Genomic DNA, 23,170 nt, shown 5'->3' on the forward strand with positions numbered 1-23,170 from the left:
AGGCCGGGACAACGTCGGGAGGTCGGGATGCTGGTCGTCCACGTGCACGTTCAGGTCAAACCGCAGGATCTGCCGGCGTTTCTCGCCGAGACCCGGCGCAACGCCGCCGCGTCGCTGCGGGAGCCGGGTGTGCGCCGCTTCGACGTGCTGCAGCGGGAGGACCAGCCGGAGCACGTGGTGCTCAGCGAGGTCTACGCCGACCAGGCCGCGGCGGACGCGCACAAGCAGACCGAGCACTACGCGCGCTGGCGCGACGCGGTGGCGCCGATGATGGCGGCCCCGCGCGCCTCGACGCGGTTCGCCGCCGCCTTCCCGGAGGCGGACGGCTGGTGAGCGGGTTCGATCTCGCCCTGCCCGGCCGGGTGATGTTCGGCCCGGGCCGGGCCGGCGAACTCGCCGGGCTGCTGCCGGCGATGGGGTCCCGGCTGCTGCTGTGCACCGGCCGGGACCCGTCCCGGCACCGTGACCTGCTGGGCGGGCTGGAACCGGTCGCCGTCGTGACCGCCGCCGGCGAGCCCACCGTCGACGACCTGCGCTCGGCGACCGAGCGGGCCCGCGCCGCCGGCGCCGACCTGGTCGTCGCGATCGGCGGGGGCAGCGTCCTGGACCTGGGCAAGGCGGTGGCGGTGCTGCTCGGCAACGGCACGGACCCGCTGGACCATCTGGAGATCGTCGGCCGCGGCGTGCCCGTCGAGCGGCCGGCGGCGCCGTTCGTCGCGGTGCCCACCACCGCGGGCACCGGCGCCGAAGCCACGGCGAACGCGGTGTTCCGGGTACCGGACCGCGGTCTCAAGGTCAGCATCCGCAGCCGGCACATGCTGCCCGCGGTGGCCCTGGTCGACCCGCTGCTCACGCTGACCTGCCCGCCGCCGGTGACCGCCAGCAGCGGGCTGGACGCGCTGACCCAGTGCCTGGAGCCGTACGTCTCGCCGAAGGCGACGCCCGCCACCGACGCCGTCGCGGCCGAGGGTCTGCGCCGCGGCGCCGCGGCGCTGCGACGCGCCTACGAGCACGGCGACGACCACGCCGCCCGCGAGGACATGGCGCTGTGCAGCCTCTTCGGCGGCATCGCGCTGGCCAACGCCAAGCTGGGCGCGGTGCACGGGCTCGCCGGTGTCATCGGCGGGATGGTCGACGCGCCGCACGGCATGGTCTGCGCCGCGCTGCTCGCCCCCGTCGTCGAGGCGAACGTCCAGGCACTTCGCGAGCGCGACCCAGCCTCGCCGGCGCTGGCCCGGTACGCCCACGTGGCCCGGCTGCTGACCGGCAGCCCGGACGCCACCGTCGCCGACGCGGTGGACTGGCTGCGGGGGACCGTCGCCGCGCTGCGGGTCCGGCCGCTGAGCGCGGCGGGGCTGCGGCCGGAGCTCTTCGCCGAGGTCGCCGCCAAGGCCGCCGGGTCCAGCAGCATGCAGGGCAACCCGGTGCCGCTGAGCGAACCGGAGCTGACCGCGGTGCTGCGCGCGGCCCACTGACCCGCCCCGCCGGGCGGCCGGAAGCCCGCCGCCCGCCATCCGGCGCCGCTCAGCGGTAGATGCCGCGGACGAACGCCCGGTCCTGGGCCGACAGCTCGATGTTCTCCGGGAACGTCATCGCGTCCAGCGTCCAGCTGGGCGGGAACGCGTAGAGCATCACCGAGTCCGGATCGAACGCCGTGAACTGGGTCTGCTCCGACCGGTACCGCGCGAACACGTTGTCGGCGACCTCCTGCGGCGTCCAGAAGTTCGGGGGGCCGGCCAGGGCCGCCAGCACGTGCGGCCGGTTCCAGCGGATCCCCGCCGACGGGCTGGAATGCTCGTGGATCAGGCCGATGGCGTGGCCGAACTCGTGCCGGGCGAGCTGGGCGATGCGTGCCGGCGCCGCCCCGGGCGCCTCGCCGAGGCACATGGTGGGCGCACCGGCCGGGAACATCTCGGTCTCCCGGCTCAGCGTGCCCAGCGCCGACCAGTTGCCGGCGCCCGCGAAGGTGACCCGGATGTCCGCCCCACCCGAGGTGACGACGGTGAACGACAGGGCGGTGCCGGCGGTCCAGTCCGCCGCGGCGGCCATCACCCGCTCGCGCAGGTCGCGCGGTCCGTCCAGGAAACGTACCCGCAGGTCGCCGCCCGCGGTCCAGAAGTGGCCGGACAGGCCCGCGGCCTCCTCGGCGTGGCCGGCCCGCCGGTCCAGCCGGTCCTGCAGCGCGACACCCGGGACACGATCGACACAGATGAAGGACACGAAGTCTCCTCTCAGAAATCGGTGAGCAGGTCGAAGTCGAAACGGCGTGCGGTCAGATCGGCGTGGATCGCCTGGACCGGTACGGCGGTGTTGCACGCCGCCGGGCCGGAGTCCGCTGCCCCCGCCCGGTGCACGGCGATCAGCCGGAAGTGGTCCACGTCGTAGCAGGGCGAGCCGGAGGAGCCGGTCATCGTGTTGACCCGGTGGGTCAGCCGGGTGCCGGCCCCGTCGACGCCGAGCACGTCGCCGAACGCCTGCTTGAGCATCACCCCGCGGGGATGCTGCAGGATCACCAGGCGCATACCGCGGCTCGGCCGGGCGATCGCGGCGCCGGACGGGCAGAGCCAGCCGCGGCGCTCACCGGTGGGCAGCTCGTCGTAGCCGGGCACGCCGTCCAGCCGGGCCAGGACGTAGTCCAGCTCCTCCGGCGGGCTCGCGGCGAGCCGCCAGTCCACCGCCAGGCGAAGCGGCGCCCGGCGGGTGAAGCGGGCGTCGCCGTGCTCGTGCAGGTCGAACGTGAACGCCACCCGGGCCGGCGAGCCCGGTTCGTCGAGCACGTCGCGCAGCACGTGGTAGTTGGTCAGCACGATGTGCGGACCGACCAGGAAACCGGTGCCCGCCGACCGCCGCGAGCCCGAGGTCACGTCGATCTGGCACACCTGCGGACAGGCACGTACCAGCCGGGCGGCGAAGGCGAACGGGTCGGACAGCCCGTTCGCCTCGTCGACCATCGACTCCTGGTCGAACCGCGGCATCACCGGGTCCAGGGCCGGCTCCCGGGGGTGGGCGAAACGCACGGCGGTCAGCAGGTCGGTGAGCCAGCCGTACGCCCGTGCCGTCCGGATGACCTCGTCGACGACCCACCGCATGTCGGCCGGCGGCGAGATGTGGAACAGCTCCAGCCTCAGGTCGTCGGCCAGCAGCAGCTCCAGATCCTCGTAGCGGGGGCAGGCGGCGTGGACGGCGCGGACGATCGCCGCCTCGTCGTAGCCGGACCGCTGGACGTCGCGGACCACCGGGCCGGCCGGCCGCTCCCAGGTCAGGTGGACCGGCCCGCGCGGCAGCCGCGTCGTCGGGTCCTGCACGACGCGGCCGTTGAGCCGCACCGGCAGCGCGGCCGGGTCCCCGGTCCGGTAGTACCAGCGGCCCCGCCGGGACACGAAGTGGCCGAGCTCGCCGGCGCCGCAGCGCCGGCGCGTCGGCACGAGCCCGTCCCGCTGCCGGGTCAGGTACCAGACGTCCGCCTCGGCCAGGCGGTGGCTGACGCCGTCGATCCGCAGCAGCAGGTCCGTCATCGCAGGCTCATCCCGGCCAGCAGGCCGATCAGCAGCAGCGCCACCGCGGTCACGGTCAGCACGAGCAGCCGGGCCGGACCGAGCGGCTGCCGGTGGGCCGTGCGCGACAGGCCCCCGTCGCGCATCCAGCCGTCCAGGCCGGGCATCCGGCACTCGTCGTAGAGCGGCGGCTCGCTCCCCAGCACGTCGCCGGGCCGGCCGCCCCGCCAGGCGTCGCCCAGCAGCCGCCAGATCGCGTCCGCCTCGTCGCCGAGGGTCATCCTCCGGGCGGCGCAGAGGAAGGCGGCGGTCTCCCGCCCGACCATCCGGACCAGCTCCGGATCGTGGTCGTCGATGTCCACCACCTCGGCGTCGAACAGGCCGCAGATGATCGCGTGCGCCAGGCGGGCGAAGTCGGTGGCCGCGGTCGGATCGTCCACGTCGCCGACGACGTCGCGGACGTCCTCCGGGGCGGCGTTGCGCGGCAGCACGGGCGCCCAGTGCTCGCCGACCATGGAGTCGCAGTCGACCAGGTGGATCCCGTCGCCGGCCGCGGCCACCAGGACGTTCGGCGCGGCCAGGTCGTTGACCACGACGCCGCGGTCGTGGAACCAGGTGACCGCGGCGATCAGATGGCCGAAGGCGGTCCGTTTCACCCGTTCGTCGCCGGCCAGCATGTCCAGCGAACGGGGCTTGCCGCCGGTGATGAAACCGGTGGGCGCGAGCGGCACGAGCAGCCCGACGAGCCGGCTGCCGTCGTACACCATCGCCTGCGGCCAGGCGGCGATCCCGCGCAGCGCGGCCCGGTCGGCGGCCGGCAGGTTCCGCCCCCAGCGGATCAGCCTGGTCAGCTCCGCCGCCGAGGCGCTGTCCTGGTAGCGCTTGAAGACGACGGCGCGACCGCGGTACTCGACGTGTTCGACGGTGGCCGTGCCGCCGTCGTCGATGGTCAGCGCACGCTCGGCCAGCGGCCGCAACTCGGCCAGCGCGACCGCGATCGGCACCGGCCGCACGTCAGCTCACCCACACCGCGACGACGCCACGGTCGTCCTCGTCGTCGTTCTCCGGATGCGCGACCAGGTGCGCCAGACCCATCGGCGACGTCGTACGGCGTAGCCGCTCGGCCAGCAGCCACGGCGAACGGCCGGCCGTCGAGTCGATCCGGCAGGCGAACCCGTCGGTGGCCAGCAGCAGCATCCCGCCGGGCGGGACCCGCTCGGTACGGCTGCGCGGCCGGCAGAACGTCGGCAGGTCGCGGGTGGCGTTCTCCTCCTCGGCCGGGTCGCGCTCGTGGTGCAGCGCCCGCCACCGGCCGGCGCTGAGCACCCAGGCCTCCGAGTCGCCGACGCCGTGCACGGTCACCCGGGCGCCGTGGGCGTCCGGCACCACCTCGGCGACCACGAGCGTCGTCCCGCCGTCCACCCCCGCCTCCGGGCCGAAGCTGCGGCGCAGCCCGGCGGCGACCGCGCCGAACAACCGGTCGCCGATGTGTGCGAACGGCCGGTCGTCCCCGCGCGTACGGCACAGTTGCAGCGCCGCGGTCACCGCGTGCACGGCGTACGCCCCGGACCTCGGCAGCGAGCCCAGCCCGTCGGCGACCGCGACGAACAGCACGCCCATCGTGTCGTCCCAGGCGGCCCCGGCCGCGTCCTGCCCCTCGTCGCCGGCCTCGACGTGCGTCTCGCCACGCCAGGCCACCCCGCGGACCTGGAGGCTGTGCCGGCCGGGCTCGGGCCGGCACAGCCCGCCGAACACCGAGCCGTACCACCGGCAGTCCACGACGGCCCGTTCCGGCAGCGGCAGCGCGGCGGCCGGGGGCGGCAGCGGTGGCAGGGCCGGCCGGCGGGAGGGCCGTGGCGGCTGTCCGGCGCCGCCGCCGCGGTACTGCTCCCACAGCAGCGGCAGGAACAGCAGCAGCCACAGCATCAGCGCGGCGGCCGCGGCGGTGGGCGCCAGCAGGTCAGCGCCGTCCATCACGACTCGCCCGGCGCATCCCCCGCGGCACTCCCATCACCCGCTCGCCCCGCTGCACGGACCTGGAGATGCTGACGGCCATGCACTGCCGGACGCTGGCCGAGAGCCGGTCCGCCGACGCGTCCGGTTCGGCCAGGAACGCGTTGCGGGCGCCGTGCTCGCGGCCGGTCGCCAGCTCCCACAGGGTGCGCTCGTGGGCCGCCCGGATGCTGACCACGGCGATCCAGGCCTGCATCGGCGCGCCGATCAGGCGTTCCCGCTCGCGTTTCCACGCGGTGTCCGGCTGCTCCCGGCCGCCGGCGTAGGGCGCGCCGTCGGTGATGACGAAGACCAGCGGGCGGCGTACGCGCGCCTCCCGGCCGAGGCGTTCGGCACCGGCCTCGATCACCGCGCGGTCGGCCGGATAGTGGTCGGCCAGATGCGCCAGCGCCCGCGTGTAGTCGGTCCCCCCGCCCCGCCGTGGGCGGCGGATCCGCTGATTGCCCGGCACCAGCGGGGTCATCGGCCGCAGCACCTCGACGCCGTCGCTGAACGCCAGCGCGCTCAGCCACACCCCGGTCTTGACCTTCGGCACCCTGCACAGGTCCTCGACCAGCCGGTCCACCATCGGCAGGAACACGCCCATCGAGCTGCGGCCGTGCCGGTCGGCCCGCCACATCGACGCGGACGAGTCCAGCAGCAGGTACACCGGATGTTTGCCGAGAACGGTCTTGGCCAGGCTCAATGCTCCACCATCCAGTCGGCGTCGTCCGGGCCCGGCGCGGCCGGGACGTCGTGCACGTTGTGCGGGTTGTGCGGGTTGCGCTGGGTGGGCGCGGGCGGGTCGGTCACCGACTCGATGAAGGGCTCGGCTCGCGGCCGGCGCCGGCCCGGCAACGCGAAGGAGACCGTCGGCGCCTCGCGCATCAGCCGGTCGGCCTGCTCGTCGACCTGCTGCCAGATCTCCTCGTTGACCGGTCGCAGCCTCTTCAGGTGCTGCCCCTCCAGCTGCCGGTGCTCCCGCTGGGCCTGCAACTGCAGCCGGAACCGCCACAGCCGGGCGCCGAACCTCTGCCGGTCGCCGCCGGCCCGGTTGCGCTCCAGCGCGCCCGCCTTCTCCTGCTCCAGCCGGTCGGCCATCACCTCGTCGTACGCGGTGAAGCCGGTGAGGAACTTGACCATCACCGGCAGGGCGTCGATCAGGACCAGGAACAGTCGCAGCGCCCACTCACCCGCCAGGGCGTAACCGTTGCGGTCGGTGAGGTGGCTGAGCAGCCGCATCCGGTCGAGCAGGCCGGGTTCGCGCCACCGGTCCCGGGTCTGCGCCATGCGTTGCTCGATGGTCCGCTGCCGGGCCTCGGCGAAGGCCGCGCCGTCGGTGCCGATCCGGCCGGTGATCCCGTCGATCTCGGCCCGCAGGTTGGCCAGCGCCGCCGTGTTCTCCTCGATCCGATGATCGGCGCGGTAGCGGTCGGCCTGCGCCCGTAACCGCCGGCAGCTGGGCCCCACCCCGAACCGGCCGGACAGCCCCTCGCCGGACGTACCGTTGCACTCCCTGCGCGCCAGGCCCTCCAGCTCGGCGTGTGCCCGGGCGTCGGCCTCCACCGTCCGGCCGAGCGCGGTGACCTGCGCCTGCAACTGCGGGATCTGCGCCAGCCGGCCCTCGGCCGCGCTGCCGGCCAGCGAGAGCCGGAAGCCTGCGCAGCGCGGGGCCGCGGCCGGCGAGTTCTTCGCCGCCTCGCTGCCGGGCACCGGGTTGCAGGCCAGCAGGCTGCCCTCCAGGTCCCGCAGTTCGTCGGCGTGCTCGCGCCGCGACTGCTCGGCGATCTCGGAGCGGAAGATGACCAGCACGAGCGGCTCGGCGACCACCACCCCCACCGCGACCGCGAGGATCAGCCGGGGCAGCAGCTTGAGCGCTCTGCGGCCGCGCTCGGAGCTGGCCGCCACCGACATCAGCCAGCGGTCGATGCTGAGCACGAAGATTCCCCAGACCAGTACGAACGGCACCGCCGGCGGCGGGAAGCCGCCCGCCACGAAACCGATCGCGACGCCCATCGACGCCATCGCGATGAGCGCGGTGCCGAGCACCACACCGCCCATCGCCGTGAAGCGGGTCCGCTCGGCCGGCATGGCCGCGAGGATGTCCTCGTTCACCCCGGTCGCCATTCGCAGCAGCCGCCCCACCGGGAGTTCCTCCGGCCCGGCCCGGTGTTGTGCGTTCAAGGCTGACTTCCCCAGGTGTAGTTGTTGTCGCGGTACTCGTCGCCGACGCCGCCGTAGGCCGGGGCGGGCGGGTGGACCCGCAACCCCCCGGACTCGACCGCGAGGGCCCGGACGGCGACGTCGGCCAGGGTGGCGCTGAGCCCCAGCACCGGCACCGGGACGACCTCGCCGTAGGCGAGCAGCATGGCCACCACCCTCTGCTGCAGCTGGTACCAGGCGTACCGGTCGCGCAGTGACATGGAGATGCAGACCATCCGGACCCGCGCGTAGCCGAGCAGGTACTCGGTCAGGGCCGGCCCGATGTCGTGCACGCCGCTGTCCAGCAGGGCGACCGGGTCGGCCACCCGGCAGCGGAACCGGGCCCGGATCTCGATGCCGGTCTGCTGGTCGGCCGACGGCATGACGACGCTGGCCTCGACCAGCCGCTGCTGCGTGGAGACCAGCAGCAGCGCCGTGGCCTCGACGAGCCGCCGGTCGGTCAGCCCGGCCCGCCGCGGGACGGCCTCGTAGGTGTCGTGGAACTGCGCGACGAGCACCGAGCCGACCCCCACCGGGATCTCCTCGGGCTCACGCGCGCGGCGCCGCAGGACGCGCCGTGGCAGCGGTCGCAGCGCCACGGCGGAGATCACCGGATAGCCGACCCGGCCGTCGAGCGGATCCTCGGTCCCGGCCACGGTCCACCCCCCTCGCGCTGATCGTCGGTCGGCGATCGAACTAACTGGCCGTCACGCGAGAGGATTCGGGGTCGTTGTACTTACCCCCGTTGGCCGTCGGCCATCCGGTCGGGGGCCCACCCATGAAGGGTCGAAGCGGTCGTCGGCCGATCGGTCACCGGGCGCGTGCAGACCCTGGACGCCGGCTGGGACATGGCGGCGATCGGCGAGGGTGAGTCGACGCTGCTGAGCCTGGTCGACGCGAAGGGCGACCCGGCGGGTATCACCGGGCTGGCCTACCGCGACGCTGCCGGCGCGGTGACGAGGACCGGGAAGGCGAAGCAGCGGCCGCTCGACGACTTCCCCGGCTTCGCCGTGACGTGGGACCGGTTCAACGCCCTGGAGATCACCCGAGGCTGCGTCTACGCGTGCCCGTAGCAGCTTGAACTACTACATGCACGCCCGGATGTCGCACAACCATTGCTGATCCGCGGGCTGTTGACTGCCGGATGTCAGGGGCGGCGGAGGCGCGTGTCGTCAGCTCTCCCGTGAGACTACGGCTGCGCGTCCTCATACCGCGTCCGGAGGTGGGCGACACCCGGGTCCGCCCCGGCCCCACTCCACGGCTGAAGCGAACCCTAACCGTCTGAGCGGGTCAGACGCCGCCAGATCCAGCTCGCCGGCACACGATGGCCGTACAGGACGTATCGGCTCACCGAGTCGATGGTAACCGTGTCCAGCAGCGCCCGCTGTTCCCACGGCTGCCCGGCGAGCAGGAGCTGGTCGCCGGCCCGCAGCACATAGTCGTCGTCGGGCCCGAGCGTCGCCTGCCCGTCCCGCAGGATCAGCAGCGCGACGATGTCGAGGCGCTGCTCCCGATCGTCGGGGTGGCGCAGGAGACCGCCGAGTGTCGCTCGCCCGTCGCGCAGCCAGCGGCTGAGCGCCGGGGTCTCGCTCGCGTCCAGCGTCGTGCGCCACAGCCCGGGCAGGCGGCGCCCGCAATGCTGCTGCAGGCGCTCGACCATGGTCCGGGCCCATTCGTCGCCGAGGGCCGGCATCTCCCGCAGGAAGCGCCACAGCAGCGGGGTGCTCAGCTGCGCGTAGATCTCGTGCGCGACTACCTCGGCCGGTACCAGCAGGGAGTCGACCTGCATGGCGGCGAACAGCGGCGCCGTCTCCGGCCGGTTCTGCCGGGTCGCGACGAACAGGCCGGGGTTGATGTGGCGGGCGGCGGCGACCAGCGACAGGTTGGTGGTGTCGTTGTCCGTGCCGGCTACGAAGCCGACCGCGTGTGCCAGGTCCGCAGTGGCCATGACGTGCGGCTCGGACCCGTCGCCGACGACGACCCAGGGGTCGGACCCGGCTTCCGCCCGGATGTCGATCGCGGTGACGGTGAGGCCCTCGGCGTGGAGGTCCTCGGCGAGCTCCCGTCCGAACCGGCCGTAGCCGCACAGCACCCAGCGCCCGGCCCGCGGCGGCTGGGCCCGCTCCGGCAGTTCGGCGCCCGGCCCGCTTTCCAGCCACGCCATCAACTGGTACGACGCCGGCGCGCGCAGGGCGAGCCGTAGATGATCCCCGTACCGGTCGAACGGGTTCACCACCGTGGGTGAACCGAACGCGGCCATCCGGTGCTCGACGGCCGGCGACACCGTGCGGGCGATCACCGGCAGCTCCGGGCGCACCAGAGCGGCCGTCATCGTGACCGCCAGGTTCACCTCGTCGTCGTCGGTCAGGGCCAGCACCCCTTCGCAGTACGGGTGGCCGAGCCCGGCGTGCTCCATCGTCTGCGGGTTGCGGGCGTCACCGGCCAACCCCGGCACATCGGAGCGGTAGGCGTCGATATCCAGCGCGTCCACCCGCTCCGCGTCGGTGTCGATCACCACGAGCCGGCGACCGAGCGCGTCGAGCTCGCGGCCCAGCAGCCGGCCGGTCTGCCCGTACCCGGCGATCAGCAGGAACGGCTCGCGAAGCCGGGCGACCGTACGCGTGAAACGCTGCAGCGCGAGCGCCTGCCGGAACGCGCGGTCCTGCAGTAGCGTCAGCAGCGAGCCGATCGCGTAGGCCCATCCGATGACGGTGAGGTAGATGGTCGCCGTCACCCACAGCCGCTGGGCGCCGGTGAACGCGTGCGGGATCTCGCCGTACCCGATGGTCGTGGCCGTGTAGCTCATGAAGTAGAACGCGTCGAAGAAGCCCATCCGTTCCGGCTGCCCGGCGTCGTCCTGACCCGGAATCAGCGTCAGGCCCAGGACGCTGACCGCGAAGATCGTGATGAGGACGATCAGCGGTGCCCGCATCCGGCGCAGGATCAGGAAGACAGTGGGCGGACCCTGCACGGCGACAGCGATCCGCGTCCAGCGGCGGGCCTCGCGGGGGCGCCGCTCGTCGCGGCCGGGCAGCCACCATCGTTTCGATCCGGGCACGGCTGCCGCTCAGCGCCGCTGGAAGGACACGGTCTCGATGACCAGCAGGACGACGGAGACGATGTTGGCCAGCAGGGCGCCGCCGGACAGCGACACCACGGCGGCCATCGACTCGCCGTTCAGGCCGTCCGCCGAGACCTGTGTCGCCCAAGTCCAGGCCAGGGTGGCCGCGATCAACTGCAGGTCGGCCACCAGGCTGGTGGCCAGGTGCACCGCGCCGATCTGCGTGCGGTCGCCGAACTTCAGCACGGTGGCGATCAGGTTCACCACGACGGCGGCGAACAGTTCGTACTCGTTGTGCAGCTTCGGATCGGCCAGGTCACCGATGAAGAAACCGAAGTTCAGCGTCGCCGCGAGCAGCACGAAGAACCCGAAGATCACTTTTTCCAGACTCATCAGCACTCCCCCGGTCGTCAGTGTGCCGCATTACCCCGACGGACACCTGCCAAGCCTTGAGCCGAGCGCCGGTACACCCGTGGCCTGACCGGGCTCCTGTGTCGGGCTCTGCCGCTACCTTCTCGGGTTCGCGTCGACGTGGGACCGGTTCAACGCCCTGGAGGTCACGCGCGGCTGTATCAACGCCTGCGCGTACCAGCCACCACCACACACATGTACCGGAACCTTTGTCAGGTAGCCGGACATGCTGATCGCCCGCCGCGCCGCGAAAAGCAGACACGGCGGACGACCACCGGCGTTCGACGGGCAGATTCCGGCAGCACAACGTCGACGGACGGGATACGGCCTAGACGGCGGGCACAAGGCTCTTCAACATGGCCTTGTAGGCGCTGGGATGAACGATCGGAACGCCGTACTGGCGGGCCTTCTTCGCCTTACCAGACATCGAGTCAGGATCGGCCGCGACCAGCAGGCGCGTCTTCTTCGTGACGTTGTCGCCGGTGTTCAGGCCATGTCTCGCCGCGTCGGCCTCCCAGATCTCTCGTGACGGGTTCATGCTGCCGGTGAAGACGACAGTGTCGCCGGGGTTGAGCCGCCACGATGTACGAGTGGGTCCCGGCGCTTCGCGGGCCACCGTCAACGCGACCTCAACGTCCGCTCCGGTCAGGCCCAACAGACCAGCGACGCTGTCCAAGTCGCGGCGCTCATCGGCGGTGACAATCAGGTCCTCGAACGCGATCGCCGCCAAGCTGGTCAGGTATTGCCGATGCAACAGCTCCACGTCGGCTCGGGCCAAGCCGAGCCGGTCAGCGGTGTCCACCAGCTGGTCCGCCTCGCTCACGGAGATGTGACGATCCAGCAGGGCGTGGTCGAGCAGCTCCAGGTAGGAGTCCGCTCTGGGGTCGCGCAGCCGGGGCAGCCGGTCGACCAGCCGGGTGAGGAAGTGAGGTTCACGGTCCTCCGGCCGGCGGCGTGTCACCGGCGCCACGCCCGTGACGGGCAGATCCGGCCAGGCAACCCGCCGAGCCTCGTGGACGAGCGGCGCCCATGGGGGTGGGCTTGCGGACTCCCGGAGGTAGTGCATGAGCAACTCTGCGGCCGCTCGCGCGTCATGAAGCGCGGAGTGCGCACGGTGGGCCGGCAGCCCAGCGGCTGTGCGGCACGCCTGTAGGCTGCGCGCGGCCGTGGGCAGGAAATGGGCCGCCAACTGCATGGTGCATAGCCCTCGGCCCGCGGCAATCGGCACCTGGTATCCGAGTTTGCCGAATTCCGCTGTCAGAAAACCGGCGTCGAAGTGCAAATTGTGAGCCACGATGGCATGACCGGCGAGGCGTTCGACGATCTGTCCCGCTAATTCAGCGAAGGAAGGTGCGCGGCGTGCCTCGGCCGCAGTGATGCCGTGGATCTCCTGCGGGCCGAGATCTCGATCGGGATTCACCACAGTGCACCACTCGTCGCGGACGTGACCGTACTCGTCGACGCGAACGACGGCGATCTCCACGATCCGGTCGTGCCAGCTGGTCTTGGTGCCGGTGGTCTCCACATCGACGACTGCGTACATGCTCAGCCCTCCGAGCCCGACTCGGCAGCCCGCAGGCGGCCGACCCACCGTGGTGGAAGAATCTGCAATTCGCCCAGCGAACGCAGGTACGGTCGCCGATAGCGGGCTTCCTCGGTCTCCCGCCAGAGATCGATGACCTGACGCAACGTCCCGGCCAGGGTCAGCGCCACGGCCGCAGCGGGGTTGGCCGCGTAGGCGGGACGTCTGGTCAGGACATCGGCCTCGTCGGCCTCGTCGGGCAGTTCTCGTGCCCACTTCAGCGGAGCAAGCTTCGAGGATGTCGAGGCGCTGTACGCGGTGAGCTCCTCCGAGTAATGCACGCGATGCTCACGGATCTCGGCGACCAGGTCCGGAATTGCGAGGCGCCCGGCACGCAGCCGCGCGATCATCTCAGCCGGTAGCAGAGCCTCAATCTCGCCGAGCGCTTCCGTAGCCGCGTCCTCGGTCCAGCCGATCAGGCACCGGCCGCGAACCATGTGCATGATGCGAAGCAGGCGCGCGCTGTCGAGATCAGCCAGCGGCAGGATCCATGCTCCGGTTGCGGCGCCGAGGGCGCTGAGGGTCCAGATCGCCAAGCTTTCCTGGTCGTCCGGCCCGGGCCCAAGAACGAGCACGGCATGCCCGCGTACACCCGGCAAATAATCCAAAACGGTGCTGGACTCGGCGTCCTGGCTTTCCGAAGCAATCATCATTCCACGCCCCGATGTCACGGTGGACGGCCACGTTAACAGCGGGCGGGGCGGCGAAGACTCCGCTGATGGGCAGGAGCTTTCGTATACGACACGCCGAGGTCTGACGGTTGCCGGATCGGCACATTCGGTCTAATGGCTGCGGGCGTCTTCCGCCGGCACTGAAGCTGTAAGGAGCCGATTCGCTTAGATCCATCGTTGAGCGGTGGATCATGCTGTGACCCGGGGGGAGAGGCACCGAAGGTGTTAGGAGATGGTTCGGGTGGCCCGGCCCGGCCAACGATCCGGGTCTCATTGATCATCTCCTGTGACAGCGGTCGTGGTGACCGACGGTTGATCCTCCGTTCGTCGGCACTCTCGGCGTCGTCGGCCACACCGTCGAGCGCGTCCCAGACGATGTCGAGATACCGGCGTCTCGCGGAGAAGCCCGGCCCGTCGCGCCCGGCCGGCTGACGAGCAGCGGACCGGGGGTCATTCCTGCACTACGGTGCGGCCATCGATAGGCGCCTCGACGCGGCCGGTGCACCCACGCAACAACCGCCGAGGGCCCTCAGGACCGCCGGTGGACCGGCAAGTTCCAGCTCGCTCCGCCTACACCTTCTTGGAGAAGCGGATCGAGCTCCAGTTCGACGGCGTGCCATGGGATGAGCCGGCGCCCCGGAGGGCAGATCGTCGATAGTGAACTTGTCCAGAGGCAGTCGACGCTGCGCTGAGAAACCTCCTGCCAAACCTTTGCGCAACCGTTATAGTTCTGCTGGGCAATCGACGCCTATCTATCTTGCCATCTTGGACAGGGGAGACCTTCACATGGTGAAGACCAGTTCCGTGCCCCCGCGAGGGAAGGGGCACGGCAGAGGCTCCAGGAGTCCAGGGCGCGGGCTCTTGGCGTTCGGGCTGGCGTGGGCTGTGGCCGTGGGCTCGCTCGGCGGGTTCGTGCGGCCGACTTCGGCGTCCGCCGACGGCACGCCGGCGTACAAGAACACCTCGCTGCCATTCAGTGTCCGTGCGGCGGACCTGGTCTCGCGTATGACGCTGGAGGAAAAGTACGACCAGCTCATAGCGATGCAGCCGCATGCGACCTGGCGTCCGAAGCCGAAGGCGATCGACCGGCTCGGCGTGAAGTCGTACGGATACTGGGCAGAGGCGAATCACGGGATCTACTTCCCGACCGTCCCCGGTAATGACAACTACACGCAGTATCCGCAGAGCACCTCGATCGCATCGACGTGGGATCCAGCCATCACCCAGAAGATCGCCGGCGGTATCGCCGACGAAGCCCGCGTGACCTACAACACATCCTGCCCGCCGGGCGGGGCCAATCCCGACCCCGTTGGAGGCGCCTGTCACGGCTTGACCTATTGGTCGCCGAACCAGAACCTCAGCCGCGACCCCCGGTGGGGGCGGGCGGACGAGTCCTACACCGAGGATCCCTTCCTGGCAGGACAGGTGGCTGGCGCCTTCGTGACAGGTCTGCAGGGCAACACCTCGTCGCGTCCCGACACGGTTCCCACCGGGGCGCACGACTACGTTCAGGCGGTCGCCACGCCGAAGCACTACTTGGCGAACAACTCCGAGGCGAACCGTGATTTCGGCACGTCGAACTTCACCGAGCGTTCGATGCACGAGTACTTCCTGCCGCCCTTCGGGGCCTCGGCCGGCAAGGCGGGCGCGCGGTCGCTGATGGCCGCCTACAACGCCCTCTCCGTGAAGGAGAACTACACGACGGACTACCCGTCCGCCTCGAGCTACCCGACCCTGTGGAGCCCGCGCGACAATGCCACCCCCGGCGGTACTCCCGGGACGCCGGCCGCCGCGAGCCGATACTCCCTCGAGACCATGCTGCGCCGGTCGTACGGCTTCGACGGTTACGTCGTCTCCGACTGCGATGCGATCACCCGCGTGTACGGAACCGGGACGCAAGGACACTCCTGGCAGCCTGTCCAACTCGGCGGTCAGACGCAGATCAGCAAGACCCTGGGCAACGCCTGGGCGCTCAAGGCCGGCACCGATCTCGACTGCTCGGGCGGTGACTACCCCACGGCGACCGGACTCCCGGCGGCGCAGAGCCAAGGCTTCATCAGCGAGTCCGACCTCGACATCGCGCTCGTCCGCGCCTTCACCGCGCGGTTCCAGCTGGGCGAGTTCGATCCCGTCGGCTCGGTCCCGTGGAACAGTGAGTCCTACTCGCTGTCGGCGGCCGGCGATCCCGATGTCAAGCTGGCTTCGCCGGCGCACCGCGCGGTCGCGCACGAATCTGCCCTCGAGGCGCCGGTGCTGCTGAAGAACGCCGGCGGAACGCTCCCGTTCGCGGGCGCAGCGACCGGCAAGACAGTCGCCCTGGGGCACGTGGACTCGCTCAACGCGTTCCAGTCCGGCTCCTACTCCGGGCCGACGGCGGTCAACACCACCTTCGCCCAGGCGTTGGCCGAGCGGACGGGGTCATCCGCCTCAGCCGTGACCGCGGGCTCCACCACGCCGTTCCTCTCCAGTCATCTGGCGGCGTTCCCCGACGTCCTCAACGCCGACGGCACCGCGATCACCACCTCGGTGTGCGCCAGCAGCCCCTGCGATCCGGTAAAGGACGCGGCGACCGCCGAATACCGGATCTCGCAGGCGGACAACGTCGTGGTGGTGGTCGGTCACCGGAACAACGACGGCGGCGAGGGCACGGACCGCTCCACGGTCGTCATGCCACGCAAGCAGGCCGAGCTGATCCGGGACTCGATCGCCCCGCTCGCCCAGAAGTACGGCAAGAAGATCGTGGTGTGGATCCAGGCCAAAACCATGGTAGACGTCAGCGCGTTCAAGGACCTGCCAAGCGTAGGGGCGATCGTCTGGTCGTCCTTCAACGGCATGTACCAGGGCAAGGCGATGGCCGAGTTGCTGTTCAACGACGCGGTGACGCTCGAGGACGGGCGTGCCGCGGTGGCCAACTTCTCGGGCAAGCTCCCGCTGACCTGGTACTCCGACGTTGATGCACAACTCGGGCCGGCGGCCGACCATGCGATCGAGGACTACCGGATGACCAAGGCGGAAGGCGCCAAGTGCGGCCGGACGTACCTCTACTACCAGGTCGGTCCCGGTTGCGCGGCTCCCCACTATGTGTTCGGTCAAGGTCTGTCGTACTCGCCGTTCGTCTACGGCACCCCGAGACTGTCCTCCCCGAAGATCACTCCCGACGATGCGGTGACGGTCTCGGTGCCCGTGTCGAACCGGGCCGGCAACCGCCCGGGCAGGGCTGTCGTGGAGGTCTACGCGAGAGCTCCGAAGGGGGCCGACGGGAACCGGCGCCCGCTCAAGCAGTTGAAGGGTTTCGTCAAGAGCGGCCTGATCGCCGGGACCTCCCAGCGGGTGAAGGTCACCATTGGCGCCGGTGACCTGTGGTTCTGGGACGACGTGAAGCACAGGAAGGTGTTCCCCACGGGGGAGTGGACCATCCTGGCTGGTCCGAGCTCGGCCGACGCTGATCTGAAGTCGGTGAGCCTGCGGGTGACCGGACACCGCACGGCCGGCGTCGAGGTGGTCTCGGCCCAGCCGGACGCCACCGAGTTGAGCCTGGACACCCCCGACAACCGGATCAACGCCCAACTGTCGGTCACCAAGCACGACATGACGTTCTGGGATCTTTCCGATCGGGCGCTCCAGGTGAAGTACACCTCCTCCAACCCGGCGGTCGCGACGGTCGACGCCAGCGGCTCCGTCAAGCCCGTGACCACGGGCGCCGTCCTGATCACGGCCAAGGCCACCGCCAACCGGGAGAGCAGGTCGACCACTTTCCCGGTCGTGGTGACCTCCGGCGCACCGGACGCCACCGGCTCGGCGTTCCCGAACGCTCACACGTCGCGGGTCGACTTCGGTGATCGGAAAGTGACGCTCGACCAGGCATCCTTGGGGACAAAGCTGTCCGCGAGTGTGGTCCCGGCCAACCCGGCGACGACGTACCGTTACCAGATCGCCCCGATGGACACCAACACCGCCGGAGCGGGCGTCACCTCGGCGGGAGTCCTGACCGCGGCCAGGACCGGGCACGTACGGGTCACCGTCACAGCAATCAGTGCCGGCGTGGAAACGTCGGAGTCGGCCCTGGTCACGATCACACCCAAAAGCCGGTTCGGCGGTGTGGGGCCACCGCCGGACGGCGACGGCTTGCCCCGGGTGCCTCAGTCCCGCTGACGTCTGGATGACGTGACTGGCCGGCTTGGCCTGCGGGTGGCGCCACGGTCGCGTCAGCCGCCGTCCAGGACGCGAGTCGCCGCAAGCGGTGAGTCGACGATGACTCATCCGGGCGCTCCGGGAGGCGTAGGCAGTTCTGCCAGACGCCTCTCCGGCACCGGAGCCGGCATGAAGGTTCATCTATGGAATCAGGGGGCAGCGTCCGGTGGCACGTGGATCAGATGCGGGCGCGGGGGGCTGCGCGACGTCCGGTTCATCACGCCGACCGCGCTGAGCTACGGCACGCAGGCCGAGGAGCCGAACCTCGACGCGGTGGCGGAGCTGCTCGCCAGCTGCCGCGAGGGCATCGGCTCGAACGGCCGGGTCTTCTTCGGCAGCTTCCCCAGCGAGATCCGCCCCGAGCACGTCAGCCGCGAGGCGTTGCGGCTGGTCAAGAAGTACTGCGACAACAACAACATCATCGTGGGCACCCAGTCCGGCTCCGACCGGGTGCTCGACGCGGCCAAGCGTGGTCACGGCGTCGAGGAGGTGAAGCGGGCCGCCCGGCTCGGCATCGAGGAGGGTTTCCGGATCAACGTCGACATGATCTTCGGGATGCCGGGGGAGAGCGAGGACGACGTCGACGACTCGCTGGCGCTGGCTCGGGAGCTGGCCGACCTGGGCGCCCGGATCCACGCGCACACGTTCATGCCGCTGCCCGGCACGCCGTGGCGCGACGCGCCGCCCGGAGACGTCGACCCGGCGACGATCCGTGAGGTGGACCGGTTGTCGCGGCGCGGCGCCCTCTACGGTCACTGGCAGAAACAGCGCGACCACGCCGTCCGGCCGGCCGCGGCCGCGGAGGCGTATCCACGGCCGGGCCGCAGCCGCACCCTGCTGCCCACCGTCGCCGCCTTGACCAGATCGTGCGGTCAGCGCGGCGCGTCCAGGCCGATCGGCAGCCCGGCGTAGTTCTCGGCGAGGCCGGTCGCCCCGGCCCGGCTGGACGTCACCCAGCGCAGCTGGGCCAGCTGCAGCTCGGCGTCGAACTCCTCGCCCGAGGTGTGCAGCATCGTGGTCATCCACCAGGAGAAGTGCGTGCAGCGCCAGACCCGCCGCTGCGCCGTGTCCGAGTACGCCTCGGCCGGCCCGGGATCGCCGTCGCGCAGCCGCGCGATCAGCGCCCGGCTCAGCAGCGCGACATCGGCGATCGCCAGGTTCAGCCCTTTCGCGCCGGTCGGCGGGACGATGTGCGCCGCGTCCCCGGCCAAGAACAGCGACCCGTGCCGCATCGGGGTCCGCACGTGGCTGCGCATCGGCAGCACGCTCCGCTCGGTGATCGGTCCCGGGGTGAGCCGCCAGCCGTCCTGCCCGTGCCCGAGCCGGACGGCGAGCTCGTCCCAGATCCGCTCGTCGGACCAGGTGGCCGGGTCGGTGCCGGTGGGCACCTGCAGGTAGAGCCGGCTGACGGTGGCCGACCGCATCGAGTGCAGGGCGAACCCGTGCGGATGCCAGGCGTAGATCAGCTCGTCGGTGGACGGCGCGACGTCGGCCAGGATGCCCAGCCACGAGTACGGGTACACCCTCTCGTACGTCCGCGCCGCCGGCGCCGCGGCCCGCGACGGCCCGAACGACCCGTCGCAGCCGGCGATCACCTCCGCGTCCAGCCGCCGCGCCGCGCCGTCGCGGTCGGTGAACGTCACGTGCGGGCGGTCCGACGAGACGTCGTGCAGCGCGGTCCCCGACACCTCGTAGTGGATCTCCTGCCCGACCGCCTTCCGGGCCGCGACCAGGTCTTTCTGCACCTCGGTCTGGCCGTAGACCCACACGCTGCGGCCGGTCAGGCCGACGAAGTCGAGATGGTGCCGTTCGTGCGGCCACTGCAGGTAGATGCCGCGGTGCTCGTCGCCCTCGGCCCGTAGCCGGGTGTCCAGCCCGGCCGACCGGAGCACCTCGACGCTGGAGTGTTCCAGGATGCCGGCCCGGATCCGGGCGGCCACGTACTGCTCCGAGCGGGTCTCCAGGACCACGGAGTCGACGCCGCCCTGGGCGAGCAGGTGGGACAGGAGCAGGCCGGCCGGGCCCGCGCCGATGATGGCGACCTGGGTGCGCATGTCCACAACCTCCAGCAGCGGCTACCGCGGGGCAAGGCCTCGTTTCCACTGGGCGGAAGCCAGCGTCCGGCCGATCCCGTGCGCCGCGACCCGCAGCGCGCTCACCATCCGGGGCAGTTGGCGGCGCAGATCCGGTACGACCATCCCGAGCGCCGCCACCACGTCGTCGCCGTTGCGTACCGGCACGGCCACCGAGCACGCGCCCAGGCTCATCTCCTCGCCGGTCGTCGCGTACCCCTCGGCCCGTACCCGGCGCAGCTGCTCCAGCAGCCGCGCCGGCTGCGTGACGGTGTACGCGGTCACCCGGGTCAGCCGGCCCAGTGCCCGGGTGCGCACGTCCTCCGGCGCGTACGCCAGCAGCACCTTCCCGACCCCGGTGGGGTGCAACGGCAGCCGCGACCCGACCTTGCTGATCACCGGCACCGAGTCGTGCCCGGACAGCCGGTCGATGTACAGCACCTCCAGATCGTCACGGACCGCCAGATGCACGGTGGCCAGGGTGGCGGCGTACAGGTCGTGCAGGAACGGGGCGGCCGCGGTGCGCAGCTCGCTCTGCACCGGGGCGAGCAGGCCCAGCTGCCAGATCCGGCGGCCGATCACGTACTCGCCGTTCGGCTCCCGGGCCAGGGCGCCCCACCGCGTAAGCTCGGCGACCAGCCGGTGGGCCGTGGCCAGCGGGGTGCCGGAGCGCCGGGCCAGGTCGCTGAGCCGCAGGCCGCGATGCTCGGCGTCGAACGCCCCGAGCAGGGCCAGCGCACGCGAGGTGACGCTCTTGGCCATCGGAGGGACCCTTCCGCTGAGTGGAAGCCGAGTATCGCCGAGAGGCCGGGCGACCGCCTAGCGTCCGAATCGTGAACCAGTCGTCACAAGCTGACATCGATGGGGAAATCGCCGCGGCGGCGGGGCAGCCGGGCGGCCCGCAGCCGAGGATCGACTATCCGCCGTACCGCAGCAGCGGCCTGCGCCACCCCGAGCAGCCCGCGCACCTGGTCGACCCGGAGTCGGTCGAGCTGTCGGCCCCGTGCTTCGGCCACCGCGACGTCGCGGTCGACGAGGCGGACCTGACCATCCAGCACGCCGGCACCCCGCTCGGCGAGCGGATCGTGGTCACCGGCCGGGTGCTCGACGGCGACGGGCGGCCGGTGGCGAACCAGCTCGTCGAGGTGTGGCAGGCCAACGCCGCCGGCCGCTACCGCCACCAGCGCGATCAGCATCCGGCCCCGCACGACCCGAACTTCACCGGGGCCGGGCGCTGTCTGACCGCCCCGGACGGGACGTACCGGTTCCAGACGATCAAGCCGGGGCCGTACCCGTGGCGCAACCACCTGAACGCCTGGCGGCCCGCGCACATCCACTTCTCGCTCTTCGGCACCGACTTCACCCAGCGCCTGGTCACCCAGATGTACTTTCCCGGCGACCCGCTGCTGCGGTACGACCCGATCCACCAGTCGATCACCGACCCGAAGTCGCGGGAACTGCTGATCGCCCGGTACGACCACGACCTGACCACCCCGGAGTGGAACACCGGATACCGTTGGGACATCGTGCTCACCGGCAGCCACCGCACCCCGCTCGACACCGAGGAAGAGCACGCATGAGCGCCGCGGTTCCCGGCCAGACCGTCGGCCCGTTCTTCCACCTGGGCCTGCAGTACCCGGCGATGAACGAGCTCGTCCCGCCGGCCCACCCGCGCGCGGTGCGGCTGCACGGCCGGGTCACCGACGGCTCCGGCGGCCCGGTGCCGGACGCGGTGATCGAGATCTGGCAGGCCGACGGGCAGGGCCACATCGTGCGGCAGCCCGGCTCGCTGCGCCGCGACGGCTGGACGTTCACCGGCTGGGGGCGCGCCGCCACCGACCCGGACGGCCACTACCAGTTCGCCACGCTGGAGCCGGGTCCCACGCAGCCGGGCAGGCCGGCCTTCTTCGCGGTCACCGTCTTCGCCCGAGGACTGCTCGACCGGCTCTTCACCCGCGCCTACCTGCCGGACGACGCCGACGCGCTGGCCGCCGACCCGCTGCTGTCCGCGCTGGACCCGGCCCGCCGGGCCACCCTGATCACCGAACGGGTCGACCGGGGCCTGGTCTTCGACATCCACCTGCAGGGCGCCGCCGAGACGGTCTTCCTCACGTATCCGCGGCTGCGGGACTCCTGGGCGTGAGCGCGCCGTGAGCGACCTGCTGTGGCCCGGCGACCACCGAGCCGGCGACCTGTTCACCGACGCGGCCGTGGTGGCGGCCATGGTCCGCGTCGAGCACGCCTGGCTGGCCGCGCTGGCCGGCCGGGGCCTGGCCGACATCGCCGTCCCCGGCGACCTGGCCACCCTGGTCACCCCGGAGGACCTGCCCGCCCTGGCGGTCGGCGCGGAATCCGGCGGCAACCCGCTGATCCCGCTGCTGCGATTGCTGCGCGCCCGGCTGCGCGAACGGGACCCGGCCGCCGCCGGCTGGCTGCACAAGGGACTGACCAGCCAGGACGTCATCGACACCGCGATCGTGCTGTGCCTGCGCGACGCGGTGGCGCGCATCCGAGCCGACCTGGGCTCCCAGATCGGCGCGCTCAGCCGGCTCGCCGACGCGCACCGAGAGACCCGGATGGCCGGCCGGACGCTCACCCAGCACGCCATCCCGATCACCTTCGGCCTCAAGGCGGCCGGCTGGCTGACCGGCGTGCTGGACGCCCGGGACCAGCTGGCCACGGCCGCCGGCATGCCCATCCAGATCGGTGGCGCGGCCGGCAGCCTGGCCGCGCCGACCGCCCTCACCGGCGACCCGGCTCGGGCCCGCGAGCTGGTCGACGCCGCGGCGCAGGACCTGGGCCTGCCGGTCCGCGAGCCGTGGCACACCAGCCGCGCCCCGCTGACCCGGGTCGCCGACGCGTTCGTGACCTGCACCGACGCCTGGGGTCGGATCGCCAACGACGTGCTGGTCGGCTCCCGCCCGGAGGTGCACGAGCTGATCGAGGGCGCCGCCGCGGGCCGGGGCGGCTCGTCGGCGATGCCGAACAAGCGGAATCCGGTGCACGCCGTACTGATCAAGCGGGCCGCGCTGGCCGGCCCGCCGCTCGCCGCCCTGCTGCACGCCGGTGCGGCCGCCGCGGTCGACGAACGCCCGGACGGCGGCTGGCACGTCGAGTGGGCCACCCTGCGCACCCTGGCCCGGCGCACCGTGGTGGCCGGCGCGCAGACCGCGGACCTGCTCGCCGGGCTCCGGGTGGACACCGGGAGGATGCTGGCCACGCTGCACCGGGCGCGCCCGGGCATCGACGCCGAGCAGCGGTCGATCACCCCGCAAGCCCCGCCGGAGCAGCCCTACCTCGGCGCGAGCGATGAGATCATCGACGCGGTGCTGACCCGCGCCGCGAAACCGGGGTGACCCGCGTCCCGCCGGGCGCGACCGTCCGTGCCGCGGGAGCGGCCCGCAGCGCGGCGAGCGGCCGGTGCGTACCGTCGGCGGACCCGCATCGCCGGCGCGGCGCTACCACCGCGCCCGCTCGTACCGGAAAGAGCGATG

At 71.9% G+C, this 23,170-nt stretch carries 21 protein-coding genes; 8 read left to right on the forward strand and 13 right to left on the reverse strand.

The window, feature by feature from the left end; translation table 11 throughout:
- The first annotated feature begins 27 nt into the window (after positions 1-27).
- Together ACTEI_RS11045 and ACTEI_RS11050 are read left to right on the forward strand one after the other, a co-directional pair.
- On the forward strand, positions 28-333 hold the full coding sequence (locus tag ACTEI_RS11045) for a putative quinol monooxygenase (RefSeq protein ID WP_122977564.1): 306 nt from the start codon (positions 28-30) through the stop codon (positions 331-333).
- Entirely contained in the window at positions 330-1,475 is a 1,146-nt protein-coding gene (locus ACTEI_RS11050) for an iron-containing alcohol dehydrogenase (RefSeq protein WP_203723601.1), read from the forward strand. Before ACTEI_RS11045 ends, ACTEI_RS11050 begins: the two co-directional genes overlap by 4 nt.
- A 49-nt stretch (positions 1,476-1,524) precedes the next feature.
- On the opposite strand, the gene ACTEI_RS11055 is transcribed toward ACTEI_RS11050, so the two are convergent.
- Genes ACTEI_RS11055 through ACTEI_RS11085 form a run of 7 tightly spaced genes read right to left on the reverse strand, consistent with a single transcriptional unit; the run spans position 1,525 to position 8,344 of the window.
- The gene (locus tag ACTEI_RS11055; protein ID WP_122977565.1) at positions 1,525-2,220 is read right to left on the reverse strand and encodes a zinc metalloprotease; all 696 of its coding nucleotides are present in this window, start codon (positions 2,218-2,220) and stop codon (positions 1,525-1,527) included.
- A gap of 11 nt (positions 2,221-2,231) precedes the next feature.
- On the reverse strand, positions 2,232-3,515 hold the full coding sequence (locus tag ACTEI_RS11060; protein ID WP_122977566.1) for a trypsin-like serine peptidase: 1,284 nt from the start codon (positions 3,513-3,515) through the stop codon (positions 2,232-2,234).
- A complete protein-coding gene (locus ACTEI_RS11065) occupies positions 3,512-4,498 on the reverse strand; it encodes a protein kinase family protein (protein ID WP_145830853.1) in 987 nt (328 codons plus the stop codon). The genes ACTEI_RS11060 and ACTEI_RS11065 overlap by 4 nt, the downstream gene beginning before the upstream one ends.
- A 10-nt stretch (positions 4,499-4,508) precedes the next feature.
- Positions 4,509-5,468 (reverse strand): protein phosphatase 2C domain-containing protein, encoded by a 960-nt coding sequence (locus tag ACTEI_RS11070; RefSeq protein WP_145830854.1) that lies wholly within the window; start codon positions 5,466-5,468, stop codon positions 4,509-4,511.
- Positions 5,455-6,192 carry a vWA domain-containing protein gene (locus ACTEI_RS11075; protein WP_122977569.1) on the reverse strand — a complete coding sequence of 246 codons (738 nt, stop codon included), beginning with the start codon at positions 6,190-6,192 and terminating at the stop codon, positions 5,455-5,457. Before ACTEI_RS11075 ends, ACTEI_RS11070 begins: the two co-directional genes overlap by 14 nt.
- A complete protein-coding gene (locus ACTEI_RS11080; RefSeq protein ID WP_145830855.1) occupies positions 6,189-7,670 on the reverse strand; it encodes a DUF4407 domain-containing protein in 1,482 nt (493 codons plus the stop codon). Before ACTEI_RS11080 ends, ACTEI_RS11075 begins: the two co-directional genes overlap by 4 nt.
- Positions 7,667-8,344 (reverse strand): hypothetical protein, encoded by a 678-nt coding sequence (locus ACTEI_RS11085; RefSeq protein WP_122977571.1) that lies wholly within the window; start codon positions 8,342-8,344, stop codon positions 7,667-7,669. The genes ACTEI_RS11080 and ACTEI_RS11085 overlap by 4 nt, the downstream gene beginning before the upstream one ends.
- A gap of 165 nt (positions 8,345-8,509) precedes the next feature.
- Here ACTEI_RS11085 and ACTEI_RS11090 point away from each other — a divergent pair, with 165 nt between their 5' ends.
- Positions 8,510-8,761 carry a radical SAM protein gene (locus ACTEI_RS11090; RefSeq protein ID WP_239082300.1) on the forward strand — a complete coding sequence of 84 codons (252 nt, stop codon included), beginning with the start codon at positions 8,510-8,512 and terminating at the stop codon, positions 8,759-8,761.
- Between the two features lie 200 nt (positions 8,762-8,961).
- On the opposite strand, the gene ACTEI_RS11095 is transcribed toward ACTEI_RS11090, so the two are convergent.
- From ACTEI_RS11095 to ACTEI_RS11110, 4 genes are all read right to left on the reverse strand, one after another.
- The gene (locus ACTEI_RS11095; RefSeq protein ID WP_203723600.1) at positions 8,962-10,746 is read right to left on the reverse strand and encodes a potassium channel family protein; all 1,785 of its coding nucleotides are present in this window, start codon (positions 10,744-10,746) and stop codon (positions 8,962-8,964) included.
- Positions 10,747-10,755: 9 nt separating this feature from the next.
- Positions 10,756-11,142 (reverse strand): DUF6394 family protein, encoded by a 387-nt coding sequence (locus ACTEI_RS11100; RefSeq protein WP_122982072.1) that lies wholly within the window; start codon positions 11,140-11,142, stop codon positions 10,756-10,758.
- A gap of 346 nt (positions 11,143-11,488) precedes the next feature.
- The gene (locus tag ACTEI_RS11105) at positions 11,489-12,703 is read right to left on the reverse strand and encodes an exonuclease domain-containing protein (RefSeq protein ID WP_122977572.1); all 1,215 of its coding nucleotides are present in this window, start codon (positions 12,701-12,703) and stop codon (positions 11,489-11,491) included.
- A 2-nt stretch (positions 12,704-12,705) separates the two neighbouring features.
- The gene (locus ACTEI_RS11110; RefSeq protein ID WP_145830856.1) at positions 12,706-13,392 is read right to left on the reverse strand and encodes a DUF6218 family protein; all 687 of its coding nucleotides are present in this window, start codon (positions 13,390-13,392) and stop codon (positions 12,706-12,708) included.
- An 882-nt stretch (positions 13,393-14,274) separates the two neighbouring features.
- Between ACTEI_RS11110 and ACTEI_RS11115 the strand changes: the two genes are divergently transcribed.
- Positions 14,275-17,565 (forward strand): glycoside hydrolase family 3 C-terminal domain-containing protein, encoded by a 3,291-nt coding sequence (locus tag ACTEI_RS11115; protein ID WP_164465912.1) that lies wholly within the window; start codon positions 14,275-14,277, stop codon positions 17,563-17,565.
- 168 nt (positions 17,566-17,733) lie between these two features.
- Positions 17,734-18,516: a TIGR04013 family B12-binding domain/radical SAM domain-containing protein gene (locus tag ACTEI_RS11120; protein WP_239082299.1), complete on the forward strand. Its 783-nt coding sequence runs from the start codon at positions 17,734-17,736 to the stop codon at positions 18,514-18,516.
- On the opposite strand, the gene ACTEI_RS11125 is transcribed toward ACTEI_RS11120, so the two are convergent.
- A complete protein-coding gene (locus tag ACTEI_RS11125; protein WP_122982073.1) occupies positions 18,477-19,658 on the reverse strand; it encodes a 4-hydroxybenzoate 3-monooxygenase in 1,182 nt (393 codons plus the stop codon). The genes ACTEI_RS11120 and ACTEI_RS11125 overlap by 40 nt on opposite strands.
- 21 nt (positions 19,659-19,679) lie before the next feature.
- Positions 19,680-20,438, reverse strand: coding sequence for an IclR family transcriptional regulator (locus tag ACTEI_RS11130; RefSeq protein WP_122977576.1), 759 nt, complete (start codon positions 20,436-20,438; stop codon positions 19,680-19,682).
- Between the two features lie 71 nt (positions 20,439-20,509).
- Between ACTEI_RS11130 and pcaH the strand changes: the two genes are divergently transcribed.
- Genes pcaH through ACTEI_RS11145 form a run of 3 tightly spaced genes read left to right on the forward strand, consistent with a single transcriptional unit; the run spans position 20,510 to position 23,032 of the window.
- The gene (pcaH, locus tag ACTEI_RS11135) at positions 20,510-21,256 is read left to right on the forward strand and encodes a protocatechuate 3,4-dioxygenase subunit beta (protein WP_372443242.1); all 747 of its coding nucleotides are present in this window, start codon (positions 20,510-20,512) and stop codon (positions 21,254-21,256) included.
- Positions 21,253-21,819, forward strand: coding sequence for a protocatechuate 3,4-dioxygenase subunit alpha (pcaG, locus tag ACTEI_RS11140; RefSeq protein ID WP_122977577.1), 567 nt, complete (start codon positions 21,253-21,255; stop codon positions 21,817-21,819). Before pcaH ends, pcaG begins: the two co-directional genes overlap by 4 nt.
- 7 nt (positions 21,820-21,826) lie before the next feature.
- Positions 21,827-23,032, forward strand: a complete 1,206-nt coding sequence (locus ACTEI_RS11145; RefSeq protein WP_122977578.1) for a lyase family protein — start codon at positions 21,827-21,829, stop codon at positions 23,030-23,032.
- The last annotated feature ends 138 nt before the right edge of the window (positions 23,033-23,170 follow it).

The organism is Actinoplanes teichomyceticus ATCC 31121 (assembly GCF_003711105.1).
Lineage (GTDB): Bacteria > Actinomycetota > Actinomycetes > Mycobacteriales > Micromonosporaceae > Actinoplanes > Actinoplanes teichomyceticus.

Excerpts from the sequence above, each read along its gene's own strand:
- ACTEI_RS11100 (WP_122982072.1), bottom strand. The coding sequence starts at position 11,142 with ATGAGTCTGGAAAAAGTGATCTTCGGGTTCTTCGTGCTGCTCGCGGCG.
- ACTEI_RS11060 (WP_122977566.1), bottom strand. The coding sequence starts at position 3,515 with ATGACGGACCTGCTGCTGCGGATCGACGGCGTCAGCCACCGCCTGGCC.
- pcaG (WP_122977577.1), top strand. The coding sequence starts at position 21,253 with ATGAGCGCCGCGGTTCCCGGCCAGACCGTCGGCCCGTTCTTCCACCTG.
- ACTEI_RS11045 (WP_122977564.1), top strand. The coding sequence starts at position 28 with ATGCTGGTCGTCCACGTGCACGTTCAGGTCAAACCGCAGGATCTGCCG.
- ACTEI_RS11130 (WP_122977576.1), bottom strand. The coding sequence starts at position 20,438 with ATGGCCAAGAGCGTCACCTCGCGTGCGCTGGCCCTGCTCGGGGCGTTC.
- ACTEI_RS11070 (WP_145830854.1), bottom strand. The coding sequence starts at position 5,468 with ATGGACGGCGCTGACCTGCTGGCGCCCACCGCCGCGGCCGCCGCGCTG.
- ACTEI_RS11105 (WP_122977572.1), bottom strand. The coding sequence starts at position 12,703 with ATGTACGCAGTCGTCGATGTGGAGACCACCGGCACCAAGACCAGCTGG.
- ACTEI_RS11125 (WP_122982073.1), bottom strand. The coding sequence starts at position 19,658 with ATGCGCACCCAGGTCGCCATCATCGGCGCGGGCCCGGCCGGCCTGCTC.
- ACTEI_RS11120 (WP_239082299.1), top strand. The coding sequence starts at position 17,734 with ATGAAGGTTCATCTATGGAATCAGGGGGCAGCGTCCGGTGGCACGTGG.
- ACTEI_RS11110 (WP_145830856.1), bottom strand. The coding sequence starts at position 13,392 with ATGATTGCTTCGGAAAGCCAGGACGCCGAGTCCAGCACCGTTTTGGAT.